Genomic DNA, 15,494 nt, shown 5'->3' with positions numbered 1-15,494 from the left:
CTTTAGCACTATTCGTCAATCTTTGGTGTTTGAGACGGTGCGCCAGAAACACCCCGAACAGCGCGCTTTTCCTTTGCGAAGCCGCGATCGGTCGCAATGAACCGCTGAAGCATAGGCACGATCAGCTTGGCGGGATCGGCCGACGATTGGCCCGGTTGCTGACGGTTTAGCAACTCCGCATAGGCAACAAGATCCCGATATAGCGGTCCGGGAAGTTCAATACTCACCTTGACGGGCCTGTCGTCGACGAGTGGCCCAAGCTTCAATTTTGCCATCGGGTTAACCTCTATAGGGCTCCATCACAAGGTCACGGGTGACGATGATCCGCACAGGGAAACCTGGCCTGATGGTGAGTGTGGGCGCGATCTGCAACTGGCGGCGGATGATCTGCTGGCCAGCATCGTTGATGGTATCTTGCGCACCATTGCGGATAGCCTGAACCAGCCGGTCTTCGTCATCCATGGCAAGCTCTGCGCCGACCGCGAGCAATGTCGAGAGGCCAGCAGCTTTCGCCAGATCCCACCAGTGATAGTCGACGCCATCCTCGAGACCGGCATAGCCCTGCGTATCGGCGCCAGGCTGCCGTTCAAGAACGATTGATCGTCCATTTGGGAATATCAGCCGGTTCCAGACCAGAAGGACGCGCCTCTGGCCGAAGCCGACATTGTTATCATATTGGCCAATGATGCGGGTACCCTGCGGCACAAGCAGAATACGGCCGGTCGGGCTGTCGTAGATATTCTCGGTGACCTGGGCGGTGATCTGGCCGGGGAGATCGGAGCGAATGCCGGTGATAAGCGCTCCGGATATCACCGAACCGGCCTGCAGCACATAGGGCGAGGCCGGCGGCATCACGCGATCGGCTGCAACCGTGCGGCGATCGACGGCAGCGTTGAGGAAGGCGGCCTGCCGGTCCTGTGCCGTGGGAGTGCCGGCCTGATCGAGCCCGGCAAGATTGGGCGTGGTATTCGCGTTGGGCGTTATCGCGCTGGCCGTTGTCCGTGTTTCTGTCTGGAAGAACAGGCGGCTGGTTCGGGCAGCTTCCGCTTCGGCGAGGCGTCGTTGCTCGGCCGGATCGACGTTCGGAGCCGTCATCGTCGGCACAACGACAGGCTGACCACGATCCTGCGCACTGAGGATAGGACGGCCGAGATCCCCCGGCAAAGCCGGCCCCAGGATGGGACCGGTATAGTCCCGCGGCAAGCCTGCCAAACCGTCGGCAGTGGTCCGGTTCTCGGTCGAGTAGAGTTCTTCGCCACCATTGCCGCGATCTCGGGTCTGAAGCGCATAAATCAATGCTCCACCGATGCCGAGCGACGCGACCAGACCAAGGCCGGCGAGCACCTTGCAGGATAGCCGGGTGACGCGCGGCGGTTCTGCCCGCAAGCGCATGCGTGGAACAAGACCGGGGGCCTGGATTGCATCTTCGCGGTTATCGGCCTCGCTCATGACGACCGCCCTCCTTCCCTGGTTTGGACTGCCGGCGCCTGCACGACTCCGCTTGTTCGGACGATCCTCACCGTCTGCTGATGCTTGCCGCTACCCAGGCGCAATTCCGCCGCACCGAAGAGGCGATCCACGATCAGGATGTTCCGATAGATTCGGGTATTGGCGATCTGTGCCTCACCTTCCGGACCGATGACGAAGAGCGGCGGGAATTCCCCTTGCACGATGCCGCGCGGGAATTCGACATAGACCTTGCGGCCGTCGTCATAGACGGAGACCGGCCGCCAAGGCGGCGTGTCGCCAGTGAGACCATAGCGGTAGTTGCGCCCCGCCACGGCTGGAATCGCCGGCGCGTCGGGAATGGATAGCCGTGAACCCGGCACCTGCGGATAGGACCAGGCGACCGACGGCATGTAAGGTGTTTCGTCGGATCGCAGTTCGAGCATGTAGGTGCGCCGATCGGTGGAAATCACCAGATTGGTGGTGATGTCGGGGCGCGAGGGCTTCACCAGCACATGGACGCGCCGGGTCGTGCCGCTGCCGCTCTCGGTGTCGCCGATGATCCAGCGCGTGGTGTCGCCGGCCGCGATCGGTCCGGCGCCGGTCAGGCTTTCACCGGGTTCGAGCGCGATGTCGGTGATCTGGCCCGGTGCGGCATAGACCTGATAGAGCGCGCCCTCGCTCCAGGGATAGATCTGGATCGCATTGTAGTAGCCTTCCCGGCGCGGCTCAACGCGGGCCGCCGCGTTGGCGTTCTGAACCCGGCCGGTCGGTGTGGTCGCGTTGACGCCGCCGCGCGCTGGCGTCCAGCCCGGAGGAATGTGCAGCGGCTTCGGGCGATCGTCGGTCAGCACGGCGGGAACGGCCGGCAGCGCCGGCACATCGGCATCGTAGCGGATCTGTGGCGGCTTTTGCGGCGTGGCGCAGCCGGCCAGTGCCGCGGCGGACAGGAGCACGGCAGCAAATGCGGGTTTACGGAAAGACGGGTTTCCGGCTCTGCGGATTGGCGGCTTGTTCATTCGCCCATCTCCCTCGACCACGAAATCGCGTTGACGTAGATGCCGAGAGGATTGGACTTGAGCCGTTCAGCATCGCGGGGCGGCTGGATCACGATGGTCAGGATCGCGGTCCAGCGCTCGGTGGTGGAAAGCTGGCCGTTCTCGTAGCGGCGCTCGACCCAGGCGACACGGAAGCTGTCTGGCGACGCGCGAATGACGCTCGACACCTCGACGGCGACCTGCTGCTTGCCGACCTTGGTGAAGGGGTCATTAGACCGCGCATAGTCATTCAGCGCTGTCGCGCCGCGATCCGTCGTCCAGTCATAGGCGCGCAGCCAGTTCTGGCGGACGATGATGGGATCGGCGGGAATGCTCCTGACCTGCTCGATGAATCGCGCCAGATGCCATGCGACCTGCGGATCGGTGGGACGGTAGTCGGCGGTGGCAGCGGCGACGGTCTGGGCCTGGCCGAGCTTGTCGACCTGTACGACCCACGGAACGACGGTCCCACGTGTGGACTGCCAAACGAGCGCGGCAGCAAAGCCCGCCGAAAGGATCAGGCTTCCGAACGCCATGAGCCTCCAGTTTCTCGCCTGCACGCGGGCCGAGCCGATACGCTCGTCCCAGACCTGCGCGGCCTTCTGATAGGGTGTTTCGGGTTGCGGAGTCTTGCCGTAATGGGCTGCCGGTCGTTTGAAGAAGCTCATGAGCGGTCACTTTCGGAGAGATTGACGGAAGAGCCGCCGCCATGGCTGTCGCCCGATCGAACGGCATGGGCGGCGGCGGAAACGCCGTGGCTGACGTGCTGGCTGCGTTTCATGCGCCTGGCCCAATCGGGGGCGCCATTGCGCGAAGCCGCCGGAGCGGCGGCAAAGGAATCGTCGTTGGCGGCCTCATCGCCGCCGACGGTGTCGAGCGTGGAAGAGCCGCCGGTGGCGCTGAAGCCGCCTTTCACGCCGTCGGAGAAATTCGATTTGACGCTTTCGGACGCACGGCCGGCGGCGCGCTTCAGAGGCGAAACGGCGGCGGAGCCTGCTCCTCGCGCGACACCGCCGAGACCGGACGCCATGCCCGAGGCGCCGGTCTGTCCCATCGATCCGAGATTGTAGGCGGTCGAGGCAGCGCCCGCTGCCGCTGCGCCACCACGAACAGCGGCCGCGCCGCCGGACAAAGCCGCAGCGCCCCCCCGCAAGGCCAGGCCCGCCGCACCGCCTGCGGCAAGTGCAGCACCGCCGACGGCAAGGCCGGTACTGACGGCTGCACCGGCGCCAAGCTGCGGGCCGCCGGACACGAGGCCGTTGGCGATGCCCGGTCCGAAGATGCCGAGACCGACCAGGGAAAGTGCTGCGAGCACGATCGCCATCGCGTCGTCGATCGTCGGCGTGACCCCGCCGAAGCCGGAGGTGAACTCGCTGAACAGCGTCGAGCCGATGCCGATGATGACGGCGAGCACCAGCACCTTGATGCCGGAAGAGATGACACTGCCGAGGACCCTTTCGGCCATGAAGGCCGTCTTCCCAAACAATCCGAATGGGATGAGGACAAATCCGGCAAGAACGGTCAGCTTGAATTCGATCAGTGTGACGAACAACTGGATCGCCAGAATAAAGAAAGCCAAGAGGACGAGCGCCCAAGCGAACAGCAGGCATGCGATCTGGATGAAATTCTCGAAGAATGCGACCCAGCCCATCAGGTCGGAAATGGATTCCAGCAGCGGGCGGGCCGCGTCGAGGCCGACTTGCGCCACCCGTCCGGGGCGAAGGAGATCCGCCGTCGAAAAGCCGGTGCCCGATCCCTTGAGGCCGAGGCCGGCGAAGCTCTCGAAGATGATCCTCGCCAGATTGTTCCAGTTGTCGATGATGTAGGCGAAAGCCCCGACGAACAGGGTCTTCTTCACTAGACGGGCGATGATGTCGTCGTCGGCGCCCCAACTCCAGAACAGGGCGGCGAGCGTCACGTCGATGACGATCAACGTGGTGGCGATGAAGGCGACCTCGCCGCCGAGAAGACCGAAGCCACTGTCGATATAGGAGGTGAAGACCCCGAGGAAATTGTCGATGACGCCGCTGCCGCCCATGAATCATCGTCCTTCGATCGTCTGTGGAGCAGCCTGCACCGCAATTCTGCCGAGGAAGCGGTCGCGGGTTTCCGACCAGACGCGCAAACATTCGGCATCGCCGGTGGCGGCCTGCCCAAGCTCCTGGCACCGGCGCTGGCCGAGGCGGAGCGGATCTGCCGGCGAGTCGATGGCGGGTGTGGGGCGTGTCCATGGTGCGGGAGCCTCTCTCTTTCTGAGCATCTCGGTCGCCGTCGCGGTGATCGCGACGGCGATGAAGACGACAGCGGCCAGCCGGGCCAGCATCTTGCCATCCATGGCTGCGTCCTCAGTTGAACATCTTGGCGCTGCCGGCCTGATAGCCGGAGCCCGGCGTCAGAAAGCGCTGGCGTTGGACGCGGCCCTGTTCGGCTGCGGCGGCGCGCTCGGCTTCGGTGAGCGCGGTGGACCGGCCATTGGCGGCAAGCAGGGCCGTCAGGTCGGAGAGCTGCTGCGACTGGAGGGCGAGAAGCTGATTGCCTGCCTGTGCGGCCTGAAGCGCGCCGGTCGCACCCTGGCTCTGGCCGACCAGTTGCGACATCTCGGTGCGGTTGGTATCGATATTGCCGACGACGGTAGCCTGCACGCGCATGGCGTCCTGAAGGCCGCCGATGCTGTTGCGCCAGCGCTCCTTGGCATCGGAGACGAGCTGCGCATCGGTGGCCGAGAGCGAGACATTGGCGTATTTCGACTGGAACGCCTGATCGATCTGGCTGACGTCGAAGGCAATGTTCTGCGCCTGGGACAGTAGCTGCTGCGTGCGCTGAACGGACTGCTGGATCTGCTGGAGCGACGAATACGGCAGGCTTGCCAGATTGCGGGCTTGGTTGATCAGCATCTGCGCTTCGTTTTGCAGGCTGGTGATCTGATTGTTGATCTGCTCCAGGGCGCGGGCAGCGGACAGAAGATTCTGAGAATAGTTCGTCGGGTCGTAGACGATCCAGGCGGCGGATGCCGGCGGCGCCAGAACGATCGAGATCGGACCGGAAAGGGTCAGGAGGGATGCGGCGAGCAGCGCCGCGCGGGTACGACAGGTCTTCATGGTTGAGCCTCCTTGTCGGGCTGGGGGATGAGATTGGCGAGGTCGGGAATGAGGTCGGCCGCCCAATCGACGCCGCGCAGGCGCAGCCAGGCGGCGAGAAAGCCGTCCCGGCCGTGTTCAGCGAAGATGCGGGCGATGGCGGACTGATCGGATTTCGAGGAGGCGGCCGTCAGTGCCAGGCCGACTTCGGACAGGCCCAAGTCAAACAGGCGGTTCCCCCTGCGGCTTTGGCAGTAATAGTCCTTTTTCGGCGTGGCCCGCGCGAGGATCTCGATCTGGCGCGCGTTCAAGCCAAATCGCTGATAGATCGCGGTGATCTGCGGTTCGACAGCGCGCTCATTCGGAAGAAGCAGGCGCGTCGGGCAGCTTTCGATGATCGCCGGCGCGATCTCCGAATTGTCGATGTCGGAGAGCGACTGCGTGGCGAAAATAACCGAGGCGTTCTTTTTTCTGAGGGTCTTCAGCCATTCCCGCAACTGCCCGGAAAAGGCTTCGTCATCGAGCGCCAGCCAGCCCTCGTCAATGATGAGCAAAGTGGGTGAGCCATCGAGCCGGTCGCCGATGCGGTGGAACAGGTAGGACAGGACGGCCGGAGCAGCGCCCGTGCCGACCAGTCCCTCGATCTCGAAAGCCTGCACCGACGCACTGCCGAGGTGCTCGGTTTCGGCATCGAGCAGCCGGCCATAGGGACCGCCGACACAATACGGCCTGAGCGCCTGCTTCAGGTCATTCGATTGCAGCAGCACCGTCAGGCCAGTGATGGTCCGTTCCTCGACCGGGGCCGAGGCGAGCGAGGTCAGCGCCGTCCAGATGTGCTCCTTGACATCCGGCGTGATCGCGATGCTCTCGCGTGTCAGGATGGCGACGATCCAGTCGGCCGCCCAGGCGCGTTCCGGCACGTCACGGATGCGGGCGAGCGGCTGGAGCGAGACCGAAAAAGCGTCCCCCTCGGTGAGATCGCCGCCGAGATCATGCCAGTCGCCGCCCATGGCAAGGGCCGCGGCCCGGATCGATCCCCCGAAATCGAATGCGAAAACTTGGGCTTGCTCATAGCGCCGGAACTGGAGCGCCATGCAGGCGAGCAGCACGCTCTTGCCAGAGCCGGTCGGCCCAACGACGAGCGTGTGGCCGACGTCGCCGACATGGATGGAAAGCCGGAACGGGGTGCTTCCCTCGGTCTTGCCGTAAAGCAAGGGGGTGCTACCAAGATGGTCATCCCGTTCCGGTCCCGCCCACACGGCACTGAGGGGGATCATGTGGGCGAGATTGAGTGTCGATATCGGCGGCTGGCGCACATTGGCATAAACATGCCCCGGCAGCGAACCGAGCCAGGCGTCGACGGCATTGATGGTTTCGGGCATCGCCGTGAAGTCGCGGCCCTGGACCACTTTTTCGACAAGACGAAGCTTTTCATCGGCCAGGCGGGGATCGGTGTCCCATACGGAGATGGTTGCCGTGACATAGGCCATGCCGGCATAGTCGGCGCCGAGTTCCTGAAGAGCGATGTCCGCGTCGGCGGCCTTGTTTGCGGCGTCGGTATCCACGAGAACCGACGCCTCGTTGGTCATCACCTCTTTCAGAATGGCCGCGATCGACTTGCGTTTGGCGAACCACTGGCGGCGGATGCGGGTGAGCAGCCGGATGGCGTCGGTCTTGTCGAGCAGGATCGCGCGCGTTGACCAGCGATAGGGAAAGGCGAGCCTGTTCAGCTCGTCGAGAATTCCGGGTGTCGTCGCAGTCGGGAAGCCGACAATGGTGAGGATGCGCAGATGGGTGTCGCCGAGACGCGGCTCCAGTCCACCGGTCAGCGGCTGATCGGCCAGCAGCGCATCGAGATACATCGGCGTCTCGGGCACACGGACGCGATGCCGGTTGGTCGAGATGGTCGAGTGCAGGTAGGTCAGCGTCTCGCTGTCATCGAGCCAGTCGCATTCCGGCATAAAGCCGTCGAGGAGCCCCAGCACGCGGTCGGTGCGATCGATAAAGCCGCGCAGGACCTCGTTCGGATCGACGCCGGAGCGTTCGCGTCCCTCGTAGAGCCAGGTCTCGGCACGCGCGGCATCTTCAGCAGGCGAAAGATAGGAGAAGGTCAGGAAGTAACCTGAAATGAAATGGCTGCCCTGTTCCTCGAAATCGGCCTTGCGCTCGGCGTCCAGCAATGCGGATGCCGGATCGGGAAAGCGGCTGTCGGGATAGGTCGCAGCCTCATGACGCTGCGCCTCGACGAAGATCGCCCAGCCGGAGCCGAGACGCCGGAAGGCATTGTTCAGCCGCGCGGCGACGGCGACAAGTTCGGCTGCGACGGACGATTCCAGATCGGGGCCACGAAACCGGGCGGTCCGTTGCAACGATCCGTCCTTGTTCAGAACGACACCCTCGCCGACGAGCGCAGCCCAGGGCAGGAAATCCGCAAGCCGGCTGGCGGTGCGGCGATATTCGGAAAGGTTCAGCATGGCCGCACTCCTCAAACCGCAAGATGACCGGGGATGCGCAGGTGACGGCGACCAACCTCGACGAACAGCGGGTCGCGTTTCGCCGCCCAGACTGCCGCGAAATGCCCGACGGCCCAGATGGCGAGGCCGACCAGCCAGAGACGCAAGCCGAGACCCACGGCCCCGGCCAAGGTGCCGTTCATGATGGCAATGCTTCTCGGCGCGCCGCCGAGCAGGATGTGCTCGGTCAAGGCGCGATGGACCGGGACAGAGAATCCCGGCACCGCGTCGAAATGTTCGAGGACGGCGGCCATTACACCAAGGCTCCGCCGCCAAACGAGAAGAAGCTGAGGAAGAAGGAGCTGGCGGCAAAGGCGATCGACAGGCCGAAGACGATCTGGATCAAGCGGCGGAAGCCGCCGCTGGTGTCACCGAAGGCCAGCGCCAGGCCGGTAGCGATGATGATGATGACAGCGACGATCTTGGCAACCGGCCCCTCGATGGATTCGAGGATCGACTGAAGCGGCGCTTCCCACGGCATAGAGGAACCGGACGCGTGAGCCGGCACAGCCGCCATCATCATGATCGTGGCGAGCGCCATCGAACCCAAAAGGTGGCGGCGGATGCCGCGCAGGATCGGCGGGGTGGATGTGTTCGCCTGCCGCGGCAGAGCGGACAGAATCGGCGGAACATGGAAAGTCATGACGTTTCTCCTTTCGGGAGCGGTTGGCGGTCGGAGGAAAGATGAGCGGGAGCGACGCCGTAATCGCCGTTAGGTCCGAGACCTTCGACGCGGGCGAGTTCCGAGAGCCGTCGCGCGGAACCGCGTCCGGAGAGAACCGCCACCATGCCGATGGTTTCGGCAATCAGCGCCTTGGGGACAGTGACGACGGCTTCCTGGATGAGCTGTTCGAGGCGGCGAAGCGCGCCGAGGCTGGTGCCGGCGTGAATGGTGCCGATCCCGCCGGGATGGCCGGTGCCCCAGAGTTTCAGGAGGTCGAGGGCTTCGGGACCGCGCACCTCGCCGACGATGATACGGTCGGGACGAAAGCGCATGGCCGAGCGCGCCAGATCCGTGAGATTGGCGATGAAGTCCTTGGTGCGCATCGGCACCTTGTTCTCGGACCGGCTTTGAAGTTCGCGGGTATCCTCGATGATGAGGAGCCGGTCTTGCCCCTTCGCCACTTCCGAGAGAAGCGCGTTGGTCAGCGTCGTCTTGCCGGTGCCCGTACCGCCGGCGACAAGAATATTGGTGTGCGCGGCGACAGCCTCGCGCAGGAATGCCGCCTGATCGGCGGTCATGGTTCCTGCCGCAACATAGTCGTCGAGGGTGAACACCGAGACTGCCGGTTTGCGGATAGCGAAGGCCGGGCCTGTGACGATCGGAGGCAGGAGACCCTCGAAGCGCTCGCCACTCTCAGGCAGTTCGGCCGAGACACGCGGAGCGCCGGCATGGACCTCCGCGCCGACATGATGGGCGACCAGGCGGATGATGCGTTCGCCGTCCGCGGGCGAGATGCGCTCGCCGGTGTCGGACATGCCTTCCGAGAGACGGTCGATCCACAGCCGCCCATCGGGATTGAGCATCACCTCGACGACGCCGGGGTCTTCCAGAAGACGGGCGATGGCAGCACCCAGCGCGGTGCGCAGCATCCGCGCACCGCGGGCAAAGCCTTCCGAATTTCGATGAGAGACTGCCATCCGATCCCCGTTTCCGGCCGGGGAAAATCAGACGATCCCCGGACGGGGATGATTAAAAGAGCCGCAAATCAGGCCGATTCAACAAGGAATTGGCGTCGTAGTAATGTAGCGTGCAAATACAGGAAAACGGCGGGTCGGCGATCTTCTTGATCTCGATACGGCGGTTGCTATTCACCATGCATGCCCGCGCGCGCCGAAGCCTGACCGTTTGGTGAGTCGCCCACGTCCTCGCTGACTTCCTGCCTGAGCTTCGGCCCCTGTGCCAGCCGCCGACCGAGCGCGGTCACGAACGCCTCATAGCGTTCAGCAGCCTTGGCGCGTGCCGCCTGCGCCGCCGGCTCGGGCAGCGCCGGCGTGCTCGTGAGCCAGAAGCGAACGAAGACAGCGAGCGTCTCAACCGAAATGCCGACATCACGTTCCAATCGGGTCATGCGGCGATCGATCTGGTCGAGGCGTTTGGCGAGGATCGCCTCGCGCCGTTCGGCGTCGTCCGGCGACAGGAAGGAAGCGACGGCCGCTTCCACCACCAGGGACATCGGCTGTTCCCGGCGAGCGACATAGTCCGAGAGCATCGTCATGACGTCAGGTTCGAGATAGACGGAGATCTGCGTCTTCTTTTTTCGGCCGGTCATGGCGTTCACAGCTCCATTCCGTCATTGGGATCGAGCGAGACCTGCCGGGCTACGCCTTGCATGAGGCGGGCCATGCGCCGGTTGCGGGTTGCTTCCTCCTCCATCTCGTCGAGCGGATCGATCTCGAATTCGTTTTCGATCGGCTCCTTCTTCTCGACAGGCTTCACCCGGTTCAGCTCGGGTTGCTGCCGGCGCTCGGATTCGGTCGGGTCTTCGTCTTCCGTTCCCGCGCTCGCAAGCGTCTCGGCGGCTTCCGGTCGAGCCGGAATTGGCAGGTTGCTCCAGTCATCCGGCCGCGGCTTTTCGGGGCGGGTCAGTTTGGGCGGCGGCAATATCCGCTCCTGAAACCGCGCATCCTCGTAATAGCGCGCCTTCTTCGCCCGGATTGGCGGCGTTCCGGCGACCATGACGATCTCGTCGGCCGGCGGGAGCTGCATGATTTCGCCGGGGGTGAGCAGCGGTCGCGCGGTTTCCGAACGTGAGACCATCAGGTGTCCGAGCCAGGGCGACAGACGATGCCCGGCATAGTTCTTCATCGCCTTCATTTCGGTAGCGGTGCCGAGCGCGTCGCTCACCCTTTTCGCGGTCCTCTCGTCATTGGTCGCGAACGACACGCGCACATGGCAGTTGTCGAGGATCGAGTTGTTCGGCCCGTATGCCTTCTCGATCTGGTTCAACGACTGAGCGATCAGGAACGACTTCAAGCCATAGCCCGCCATGAAGGCCAGAGCGCTCTCGAAGAAATCCAGCCTGCCCAGGCTCGGAAACTCATCCAGCATCAGCAGCAGGCGATGCCGTCCTGTCTTCGCCTGCAGATCCTCGGTCAGGCGGCGGCCGATCTGATTGAGGATCAGGCGAATGAGCGGCTTGGTGCGGTTGATGTCGCTCGGCGGCACGACGAGGTAGAGGGTCGCCGGACGCTTGCCGCCCACGATGTCGGTGATGCGCCAGTCACAACGGCGCGTCACCTCGGCGACAACCGGATCGCGATAGAGGCCCAGGAACGACATTGCCGTGGACAGCACGCCGGAGCGTTCATTGTCGGATTTGTTCAGCAGCTCGCGCGCGGCGCTGGCGATGACCGGATGCGGACCGGCTTCTCCGAGATGTGCCGTCTTCATCATGGCAGCGAGCGTCGATTCGATCGGCCGCTTCGGGTCGGAGAGGAAGGCCGCAACGCCGGCGAGCGTCTTATCCTTCTCGGCATAGAGGACATGCAGGATCACGCCGACCAGAAGGGCATGGCTGGTCTTCTCCCAGTGGTTTCGCTTCTCGAGCGAACCTTCAGGATCGACCAGAATGTCGGCGATGTTCTGAACGTCGCGGACCTCCCACTCACCGCGCCGCACCTCGAGCAGAGGATTGTAGGCCGCGGATTTCGCATTGGTCGGGTCGAACAGCAGCACGCGGCCATGGCGAGATCGGAAACCGGAGGTGAGCTGCCAGTTCTCGCCCTTGATATCGTGAACGAGCGCGCTGCCCGGCCAGGTCAGGAGTGAGGGCACCACCAAGCCCACCCCTTTACCCGATCTGGTCGGGGCAAAGCATAGAGTGTGCTCGGGACCATCATGCCGCAGATAATCTCGATCGAGCCTACCGAGCACAACGCCATCGGCTCCGAGCAACCCGGCAGCCTTCACCTCCTCCATCTCAGCCCAGCGCGCCGAGCCATAGGTGGCGACGTTTTTCGCCTCGCGCGCACGCCAGACCGACATCCCGATCGCGACGGCGATAGCGATGAAGCCGCCGGACGCCGCGATCATGCCGCCTTCGACAAAGATCGGCGGCGCATAGGCGTCGTAGAAGTACCACCACCAGAAAAAGGCCGGCGGATAGTAGATCGGCCAGCCGGCGATCGCAAACCAGGGATCACCGAGCTGGGGCTGGAAACCGAGGCGCCAGGCCGTCCACTGTGTCGCGCCCCAGGTCGTCATCAGCACGATCAGAAGGACGGTAAGGATCTGACCCCAGAGAATTTTGGTCGCAGACATGCGATGGTCCTTTCTATGACGTTGAGGATTAGAGGCCGAGCCCCCGCTTGCGACCAAAGCTCCAGTCGATGCCGCCGTCGTCGCGGGCGACACCGGAGACGTGTTTGCCGAGCTGCTTTTCGAGGGATGGCGACCAAGGCACGAGCTGGAAGCCGAGGCCCCCATCCCCACTGATGACCTCGATCATGGCAAAGCGGCCGGAGGCGAGCGCGAAGCGCTGACGATAAGTGCCGGCGACATATTCGCCGCTGCCGGCCCGGTTAAACGGCTGGCCCGTCTCGGTGGCGAGTTTCTCGCCAAGCGCGTCCAGTTCGCGGCGGCGCAGCGTGTCGACCAACCTTCGGGCGAACACCACGCTGCGGCCCTGGCGCACGGCCAGTCCCTGTTCGACAAGATGGTCAGCGCGCCGTTCCATGGCCTGCTGCACCTCGGCGCCGAAACCGCCGTCGGAAAGCGACAGCGATTCCCTCGCGACGGCCTGCCGATCGAGCCAGGTGGCGCCCGACGCCGTAACCTGCCGCTCAATGTCGAGATCGGAGCGGACGGCGAGCGCGACGCGGCGTTCACCGCGGGCGTCATCGAATTTGCGTAGCTCGACGATCGAACCGGGAGCGCTGTCGCCCGCCGCATCAAGATCGGGCAACTTGATGTGATGGGTACGAGCGTCGACGCCATCGACGACGGCATAGGCCGAGCCCTTCAGCTCGTCGTCGAGACCGCGATCGACCAGCCGGCCGATGATCGGCTCATCAAGGCTTTCGCCCGCCAGTACATAGTTGGCCGAGCCGCGCTCGATACCGCGCTCCGTCAGCGCCTTGTGCATGCGCTTGATGATGTCGCCGCGCTCGCCGAGTTCGCGCAGCACCGCCTCGGCCTCGGGCTTGATGAACCATTGCGAATGGCCGACCTGTCCGGCCAGCCCAAGGACTTCCAGCCTGCGCAGCCGTCCAACCTTCAGGGCATGGAACTCGTCGGGCTGGCGATCGGATCGCGGCGCAAGATCGATGATACCGGTTTCTCGTGCATCCCGGACAAGCTGCCGGTCGAGCTGGGTCCAGCGCTCCGATTCAATCTGGCGCTCCAGGGTGCGGCGGATATCGAGGTCGGTGCGCGGTCCCAGCTCCTGGGTGATGAGATCGCGCGCGCGGTCGCGCATGCCTTCCTTGATATAGTCACGCGAGATGACGAGATCCTGGCCGTCGTCGCGGACACCGCGCACGATCAGGTGGACGTGCGGATGCTCGGTGTTCCAGTGATCGACGGCCACCCAGTCGAGCCGGGTGCCAAGATCCTTCTCCATCTGCCCGACGAGATTGCGGGTGAAGGATTTGAGATCGGTCATCTCCACGGCGTCGTCGGGCGAGACGATGAACCGGAAATGATGCCGGTCATCCTGGCACCGCTCGGCAAATGCGCCTGCATCGGCATTCTCGGTGCCCGGCCCGAACAGGCGAGCCTTCTCCCCGTCGCGGGTCACGCCTTCGCGGCGGAGATAATTGAGATGGGTTCCGAGCGGTGCTGAGCGCACCGAATGGCGCACGACGCGCGCCTTGACGACGGCGCCGCGCGAGCGCGACGAAATCAGCCGATTGGCCTGGATGCTGGCGCGCTGGCCGTGGCCGAAGCGCGAGCGGTTGCCGGAAACGACACGGCCGGAACGCGACACGCCGCCGCCGGCCTTCTTCGCCGCGGCGAGCGCCTGAGCGATGAAAGGCCGCGCCGATTGCGCGCGGGTCGAGCGGATGCGCCCCGGCCGGATGCGAAACTCGCGTTCATCGGCCATGGCGCAGCCCCGCAATGTGCAAAAAATCTATGAGAAACAGAGTTTTGGTGCCTTGGCGAACATTGTGCGCAAGCCCGGCAATGTGCGCAGCAGGCCGGAAAACCCAGCAAAAACAACCACCCGACCGACGCGCAAGGTGCGCCCTTTTATCCTGCCATCCTTCGGTTGCGGTTCCTGCCACCACCCCCCGCACCCTCCAGGATGCGCCAGAGCCCGACAGCATACGAAAGGGCCGGTCGAGGGTCATCTCGGACCGTCCCCCTCGCGACGAGCGAGGAAAATGGGGACCGTCTGTGATCCGGCGGTGCTATCGTCCTGCGCCGGAACGGAGGGATGAAGGTTGCCCGGCGAACGATCGGCGGCGCGATCATCGGAAGGCTGGCGGTCGCCTGCCCGCGCCACGAAGAGCGGTGCCTCCCGCCAATCGGCCGGTGGCTGGAGCGCGGTGCGCGGTCTGTCCGACGGTGCGACGGCATCAAGCGCGGGCGCGAGCAAGGCGACGTAAGCGCGTGTTTCCGCCGGCAGAGCGCGGCCGGTTGCAAGATGCTCGTCGTAGCGTGCTGGTCCGGCGTTGTAGGCCGCAAGCATGGCCGGAACCGTGCCGTAGCGATCGAGCATCTCGCGCAGATAGGCGGTGCCGGCGATGATGTTGTCGCGGGGATCGAACGGATCGCGGCCGAGCCGGTAACGGGCGCGCAGCTCGGCCCAGGTATCGGGCATGATCTGCATGAGGCCGAGCGCACCGGCGGGCGACACGGCGCGCACGTCATCGTGGCTTTCGGCGCGCTTCACCGCGACGATCCATGCCTGCGGGATAGCGAAGCGCTGCGACGCCTCGGCGATGTGCGCGGCATGCGGATCGGCGATCGCGACGCGGGTCGCCGGCAGCGATTGTGCAAGAGCCGGACACGCGGCGGGTGCAGCGAAGGTCAGGCCGGAAAGAAGAAGGGGGAGTATCCGGCGTCGGACGACCGCAAGACGTCCGACGCGGGCACGATGCTCGATTGCCACCATTCAGTCCTCCTTCCGCTTCTTCGACGGCGGGTTGGTGTGCAGGCCCCAGGCGGAACCGTCGTCACCGGCACGGAAGAGGTTTGCGCGAAGCGTGCCGCCGAACAGCGGGCTGTAGATCTCGACGGAGACGAATTCGCCGGCGCGATCGCCGACATGCGACCAGCCGGCGCCGATATCGAGGCCTTCCTCGTCGCCGAGCAGAACGCGGTAGGCCGGGGCATTCTCAGAATCCAAAGGTTCGGCATGAATAAGGGTGATTTCCTCGTCGATGCCGAGCGCTCTGAAGCGCCCTTCGAAGCCCGATTGCGTGCGGGTGAAATGTCCAATCTGGGCCATGCTCATGGTCTCCTTTGTTGTGCG

At 64.5% G+C, this 15,494-nt stretch carries 16 protein-coding genes; all 16 read right to left on the bottom strand.

Annotation, left to right across the window (positions count from 1 at the left end):
• Nucleotides 1-8: 8 nt before the first annotated feature.
• The gene (locus tag EGT36_RS22040; protein WP_125271073.1) at nucleotides 9-275 is read right to left on the bottom strand and encodes a DUF2274 domain-containing protein; all 267 of its coding nucleotides are present in this window, start codon (nucleotides 273-275) and stop codon (nucleotides 9-11) included.
• Nucleotides 276-279: 4 nt separating this feature from the next.
• On the bottom strand, nucleotides 280-1,449 hold the full coding sequence (locus tag EGT36_RS22035; protein ID WP_210211237.1) for a TraB/TrbI/VirB10 family type IV secretion system protein: 1,170 nt from the start codon (nucleotides 1,447-1,449) through the stop codon (nucleotides 280-282).
• Nucleotides 1,446-2,465, bottom strand: a complete 1,020-nt coding sequence (gene trbG, locus EGT36_RS22030; protein WP_125271072.1) for a P-type conjugative transfer protein TrbG — start codon at nucleotides 2,463-2,465, stop codon at nucleotides 1,446-1,448. The genes EGT36_RS22035 and trbG overlap by 4 nt, the downstream gene beginning before the upstream one ends.
• Nucleotides 2,462-3,151, bottom strand: a complete 690-nt coding sequence (trbF, locus tag EGT36_RS22025; RefSeq protein WP_125271071.1) for a conjugal transfer protein TrbF — start codon at nucleotides 3,149-3,151, stop codon at nucleotides 2,462-2,464. The genes trbG and trbF overlap by 4 nt, the downstream gene beginning before the upstream one ends.
• Nucleotides 3,148-4,521 carry a P-type conjugative transfer protein TrbL gene (gene trbL, locus EGT36_RS22020; RefSeq protein WP_125271070.1) on the bottom strand — a complete coding sequence of 458 codons (1,374 nt, stop codon included), beginning with the start codon at nucleotides 4,519-4,521 and terminating at the stop codon, nucleotides 3,148-3,150. Before trbL ends, trbF begins: the two co-directional genes overlap by 4 nt.
• Before the next feature lie 3 nt (nucleotides 4,522-4,524).
• Nucleotides 4,525-4,818: a putative entry exclusion protein TrbK-alt gene (gene trbK-alt, locus EGT36_RS22015; protein ID WP_097142981.1), complete on the bottom strand. Its 294-nt coding sequence runs from the start codon at nucleotides 4,816-4,818 to the stop codon at nucleotides 4,525-4,527.
• Between the two features lie 10 nt (nucleotides 4,819-4,828).
• The gene (trbJ, locus tag EGT36_RS22010) at nucleotides 4,829-5,581 is read right to left on the bottom strand and encodes a P-type conjugative transfer protein TrbJ (RefSeq protein WP_097142982.1); all 753 of its coding nucleotides are present in this window, start codon (nucleotides 5,579-5,581) and stop codon (nucleotides 4,829-4,831) included.
• Nucleotides 5,578-8,034: a conjugal transfer protein TrbE gene (trbE, locus tag EGT36_RS22005; protein WP_097142983.1), complete on the bottom strand. Its 2,457-nt coding sequence runs from the start codon at nucleotides 8,032-8,034 to the stop codon at nucleotides 5,578-5,580. Before trbE ends, trbJ begins: the two co-directional genes overlap by 4 nt.
• 11 nt (nucleotides 8,035-8,045) lie before the next feature.
• The gene (locus tag EGT36_RS22000) at nucleotides 8,046-8,327 is read right to left on the bottom strand and encodes a VirB3 family type IV secretion system protein (protein WP_097142984.1); all 282 of its coding nucleotides are present in this window, start codon (nucleotides 8,325-8,327) and stop codon (nucleotides 8,046-8,048) included.
• Nucleotides 8,327-8,614 carry a TrbC/VirB2 family type IV secretion system protein gene (locus tag EGT36_RS21995; protein WP_235906879.1) on the bottom strand — a complete coding sequence of 96 codons (288 nt, stop codon included), beginning with the start codon at nucleotides 8,612-8,614 and terminating at the stop codon, nucleotides 8,327-8,329. The genes EGT36_RS22000 and EGT36_RS21995 overlap by 1 nt, the downstream gene beginning before the upstream one ends.
• 98 nt (nucleotides 8,615-8,712) lie before the next feature.
• The gene (gene trbB / locus EGT36_RS21990; protein ID WP_097142985.1) at nucleotides 8,713-9,714 is read right to left on the bottom strand and encodes a P-type conjugative transfer ATPase TrbB; all 1,002 of its coding nucleotides are present in this window, start codon (nucleotides 9,712-9,714) and stop codon (nucleotides 8,713-8,715) included.
• 167 nt (nucleotides 9,715-9,881) lie between these two features.
• A complete protein-coding gene (locus tag EGT36_RS21985; RefSeq protein WP_097143019.1) occupies nucleotides 9,882-10,346 on the bottom strand; it encodes a CopG family transcriptional regulator in 465 nt (154 codons plus the stop codon).
• A 5-nt stretch (nucleotides 10,347-10,351) separates the two neighbouring features.
• Nucleotides 10,352-12,337 carry a conjugal transfer protein TraG gene (locus EGT36_RS21980; RefSeq protein WP_097142986.1) on the bottom strand — a complete coding sequence of 662 codons (1,986 nt, stop codon included), beginning with the start codon at nucleotides 12,335-12,337 and terminating at the stop codon, nucleotides 10,352-10,354.
• Nucleotides 12,338-12,365: 28 nt separating this feature from the next.
• Nucleotides 12,366-14,120, bottom strand: a complete 1,755-nt coding sequence (locus EGT36_RS21975) for a relaxase/mobilization nuclease domain-containing protein (protein ID WP_097142987.1) — start codon at nucleotides 14,118-14,120, stop codon at nucleotides 12,366-12,368.
• Between the two features lie 243 nt (nucleotides 14,121-14,363).
• Nucleotides 14,364-15,134 (bottom strand): lytic transglycosylase domain-containing protein, encoded by a 771-nt coding sequence (locus EGT36_RS21970; RefSeq protein ID WP_097142988.1) that lies wholly within the window; start codon nucleotides 15,132-15,134, stop codon nucleotides 14,364-14,366.
• Nucleotides 15,135-15,470: a DUF736 domain-containing protein gene (locus tag EGT36_RS21965; RefSeq protein ID WP_097142989.1), complete on the bottom strand. Its 336-nt coding sequence runs from the start codon at nucleotides 15,468-15,470 to the stop codon at nucleotides 15,135-15,137.
• Between the last annotated feature and the right edge of the window lie 24 nt (nucleotides 15,471-15,494).

The organism is Agrobacterium sp. FDAARGOS_525 (assembly GCF_003938925.1).
Classification (GTDB): Bacteria; Pseudomonadota; Alphaproteobacteria; order Rhizobiales; family Rhizobiaceae; genus Agrobacterium; species Agrobacterium pusense.
The sequence above is the reverse complement of the archived record's forward strand: the minus strand, read 5'-3'. Positions and strand labels throughout refer to the sequence as shown.